Annotated in this window: 4 protein-coding genes; 2 read left to right on the forward strand and 2 right to left on the reverse strand. The window is 56.6% G+C overall.

The genetic code is table 11. From position 1 onward, the window contains the following. Positions 1 to 83: 83 nt before the first annotated feature. Positions 84 to 1,994 (forward strand): aldehyde ferredoxin oxidoreductase family protein, encoded by a 1,911-nt coding sequence (locus tag VMT71_03600; protein HVN23030.1) that lies wholly within the window; start codon positions 84 to 86, stop codon positions 1,992 to 1,994. Between the two features lie 13 nt (positions 1,995 to 2,007). Next, a complete protein-coding gene (locus tag VMT71_03605; protein HVN23031.1) occupies positions 2,008 to 2,355 on the forward strand; it encodes a hypothetical protein in 348 nt (115 codons plus the stop codon). On the opposite strand, the gene VMT71_03610 is transcribed toward VMT71_03605, so the two are convergent. Together VMT71_03610 and VMT71_03615 are read right to left on the reverse strand one after the other, a co-directional pair. Further along, positions 2,352 to 3,215 (reverse strand): IclR family transcriptional regulator, encoded by an 864-nt coding sequence (locus VMT71_03610; protein ID HVN23032.1) that lies wholly within the window; start codon positions 3,213 to 3,215, stop codon positions 2,352 to 2,354. The two genes, VMT71_03605 and VMT71_03610, sit on opposite strands and share 4 nt — an antisense overlap. A 49-nt stretch (positions 3,216 to 3,264) precedes the next feature. Further along, positions 3,265 to 3,594 (reverse strand): hypothetical protein (locus VMT71_03615; GenBank protein HVN23033.1); only part of this gene is annotated, 330 nt, incomplete at its 5' end.

Raw genomic sequence — 3,594 nt, forward strand, 5'->3', positions numbered from 1 at the left:
CAGTGCGGGGCTCTTTGGAGACTCACCTGGTATGACGAGAAGAGCGTAAAGATCAGAGGACCGGTGAAAAGCTCCGCACAATAATGGCCTTCCAGGGAAAGCTCGCGCTTATAGATTTATCCGATCGGTCTGTCTCGATAAAAGAGATACCCACGACGCTCAGGGAGAAGTTTCTGGGCGGGCGGGGGCTTGACGCTTACCTGCTCTACAACCACGTGCCTCCTGCGTGCGATCCCCTGGGTCCGGCAAACGTGTTGATCGTGAGCAGCGGGCTCATAGGCGGGCTCATTGCGTCGTCGTCAGGGAGAAGTCACATCATGGCGAAATCGCCCCTTACAGGCTTCGTCGGTTCGAGCAACATCGGAGGGTACTTTGCGCCGGAGCTCCGTTTTGCGGGTTTCGATCACCTCATTATCAAGGGGAAGGCTTCGTCGCCCTCGTATCTCTGGATTCACGACGGAGAGATAGAACTGCGGGACGCAACAGGTCTCTGGGGCAAAGATGTCTTTGAGACACAGCGGACAATCGAACGGGAACTGCAGGACACCGGGGTTCAAACCCTGTGTATCGGCCCTGCCGGCGAAAAGCTGGTGCGCTTTGCCACGATCATGACCGGTTTCAAGAATGCTGCCGGCAGGACCGGCATGGGCGCGGTCATGGGCAGCAAGAACCTGAAGGCTATCGTCGCCAGGGGAAGAGGCGGTATCGAAATCGACAACCCCCGGGAGGCCATCGCCTATAACAAGAGCATCAACAACCAGATATTGTCCACGAAAATTGGCAGCATCATGCAGAAATGGGGCACGCTCTTCATCTACGGCGCCACCAATCCGATGGGGTTCGTGAGAACAAACAACTTTCTTTCGAATCAGCTGGAGGACGGGGAGGGTCTCGAAGCGGAGAATATTGAGGAGGTGCTGGTAGGGCACGGCGCCTGCTTCGGCTGCCAGGTGCATTGCAGATCGCGTTACCTCTTGAAGGAGGGGAGGTTCGCGGGCACCTACGCGGAAGGCCCCGAGTATTCAAGTCAGGGTGCCTTCGGCTCTATGGTGGGTTGCAGAGACCTGAACACGGTACTCGCGTGCAACCACCTCGTGAACCGCGAGGGCATTGATACGCTCGAGACGGGCAACATGATTGCCTGGGCCATGGAGCTGTTCGAAAAGGGGATCATCACCCGGGCTGACACCGACGGTATCGATCTGCACTTCGGGAATGACCATGCGGTGATCGAGATGGTAGAGCGTATAGCCGCGCGAACAGGCTTTGGCAGCGTGCTTGCCGAAGGGCCGCTGCGGGCTGCGCAGGCTGTGGGGCGAGGTTCGGAGTATTACCTGGTTCAGGTGAAAGGGATGAGCAATCTTCACTCTGACGAGAGGCCGACCCCTGCGCTTGCACTGGGAATCGCAACGTCTTCGCGGGGCGCTGATCATATAAGGTCGAGACCCGGTATCGACGTTTATAACCTGCCGCTTGCGGTCCTGGAGCGGGTATACCGGGATAACCCGGCTCCCTATTCCGGCCCCATAGTCAACCGTATGGACTCTTACGAGGGTAAGGCATGGATGGTCGTCTGGCAGGAGCACAACTATATGGCGGTCGATGCGCTCGGCGTTTGCAAATTTCATACGGTGTTCATGAGCCCCAATCTTCCTTCGTTCCCAGAATTCTCAAAATTGGTAGCCCTCAACACCGGGCTTTCCCTCACACCTCTCCAGATATGGGATGCAGCTAACCGGAGCTATACGCTGGAGCGCATGTTTAACATCAGAGAAGGGCTCACCAGGGCGCATGACACGCTGCCGGAGAGGTATTTCACCGTGCCAACACCTGCAGGATCGCCGATGGCGAGGGGTAAGTGCATAGACCGTGGCAAATTCGAGCGTATGCTCGATGAGTATTACGAACTGCATGAGTGGGATGCTGCGGGGGTGCCGACAAGGCGCCTTCTTAAGAGGCTCGGAATAGACTCAGAACCCTCACATTTGCTCTAGCGGGAAAGCACGCATGACGGGAACGCTCTCGATAGATGCTACAAAGTGTACGGGCTGCAGGTTATGCGAAACCGTCTGTGCAGTGACAAAAAGCGGAAAGGTAAATCCCCGCTACGCGCGGATACGCGTGGTAAGACTTGAGGCCAGGGACAAGCCCTATTTTCCCGTGGTGCACGGGCACGGCTTCGTCACCTCTCATTCTCATGCTCTCCACACAAGACCTGACCTGGAATTGATCTTCGAGGAATTCAGCTCTCTGACTCCTTGCGATACGTGTGAGGGAGATCCGGAATGTGCGAGGGCTTGCGAGGCCGGCGTCCTGAAGTACCAGGAACTGGCGAGCGGCTCCGCTGTTGACTAGGTGTGGGTGAGTACTGGAGCCATGGTCTCACTCATTCTGCCACCGGATCTCGAACGCGGGAGAGGAGGGTGTGCGTGGTGATTGTGTTCTTCAGTCGTTGTCTGCACGTTAGACGAGGCAAGCTCTTGCTTGATGAGCTGCGCAGCCTCGACGAGTGACTGCGCGACCTGGAGGGTCTTTGCATGGTCCATCGATGCTGCGAAACCGGCAATCCAGATAACAGCCATTGGACGATTGTGCGGGGTGATGTCTGCAGCCACGCCCAGCACTCCCGGAAGATATTCCTCTCTGTCAATTGCGTAACCCTGTCGCCTCGTGGCTTCCAACTCCTCAAGAAAACGGCCGACGTCAGTGATGCTCGCTCTGGTCCATGGGATAAGTCCCCTCTCGTTCAGGATCGCCAGGACTTCCTCATCCCGCAGTGACGAGAGATACGCCTTTCCCGGAGCCCCTGCGGTGATGGGCATCTCTGTTCCGACCGGTGAGGAGAGCGCCAGACTCTTGCGCGGTTTCATAACGTCTATAACTTTGATGACAGCGCCCTCGCATATTCCCAGGAATACTGTCTCGTCTACAGTGTCGGCGAGATGTTCGAGGAGGGGCCGCGCGAGGTGAGAGAGTCCCTTGTTCTCCGAGACGATTCTGGAGAACCTGATGAGTTCATCGCCGACCGTGTACTTCTTGGTGGAAGAATCTTTGGAAACATAGGCTCCTTGCTGCAGTGTCCTGAGAATACCGAAGACCGTGCTCTTATGGATTGAGACTGCCCGTGCAATCTCGGAGACGCCCAGTTGCTCCTGGGTGGTCGCAATGAGTTTCAGGACTTCCAGTGTTTTGTTCGTGAGGGATGCCTTGTACACTTTTTGTTCTCCACATCTGTCCGACGCGGCCCGTTGTTGACAGGGCGGGTCAATAGCGCGTGCCTTCGCCGTCCGCGATAGTTATTTTGCCCTCAAGCTTCAGCGCGGCGCGGAGTTGCAGCATTGCTATCAGCGCCGAGTGGGGCTGCGTGAAACCCTTCTGCAGTATGAATGCAGACAGTCTTTCGGCAAGCGCCCAGGGTTCCGGGAATTTCTTACGTATGAGCGCGTGCAGGAGATTCACCATCTCGCCATCAAAGGTGAGATCCAATCTTATAAGGACCGTAACCAGGGTCCACTTGCAGAAACGAAACCCGTAGGTCTTTGGATTCTTGAGGCGCGTATCGAGCCACACTTGCTCCACGGCGCGCTGCGTCAG

This window comes from Syntrophorhabdales bacterium, assembly GCA_035541455.1.
In the GTDB taxonomy this organism is placed as follows: domain Bacteria; phylum Desulfobacterota; class Syntrophorhabdia; order Syntrophorhabdales; family WCHB1-27; genus JADGQN01.

Coding starts and splice junctions, on each gene's coding strand:
- VMT71_03600 (HVN23030.1), top strand. CDS start 84: ATGGCCTTCCAGGGAAAGCTCGCGCTTATAGATTTATCCGATCGGTCT.
- VMT71_03605 (HVN23031.1), top strand. CDS start 2,008: ATGACGGGAACGCTCTCGATAGATGCTACAAAGTGTACGGGCTGCAGG.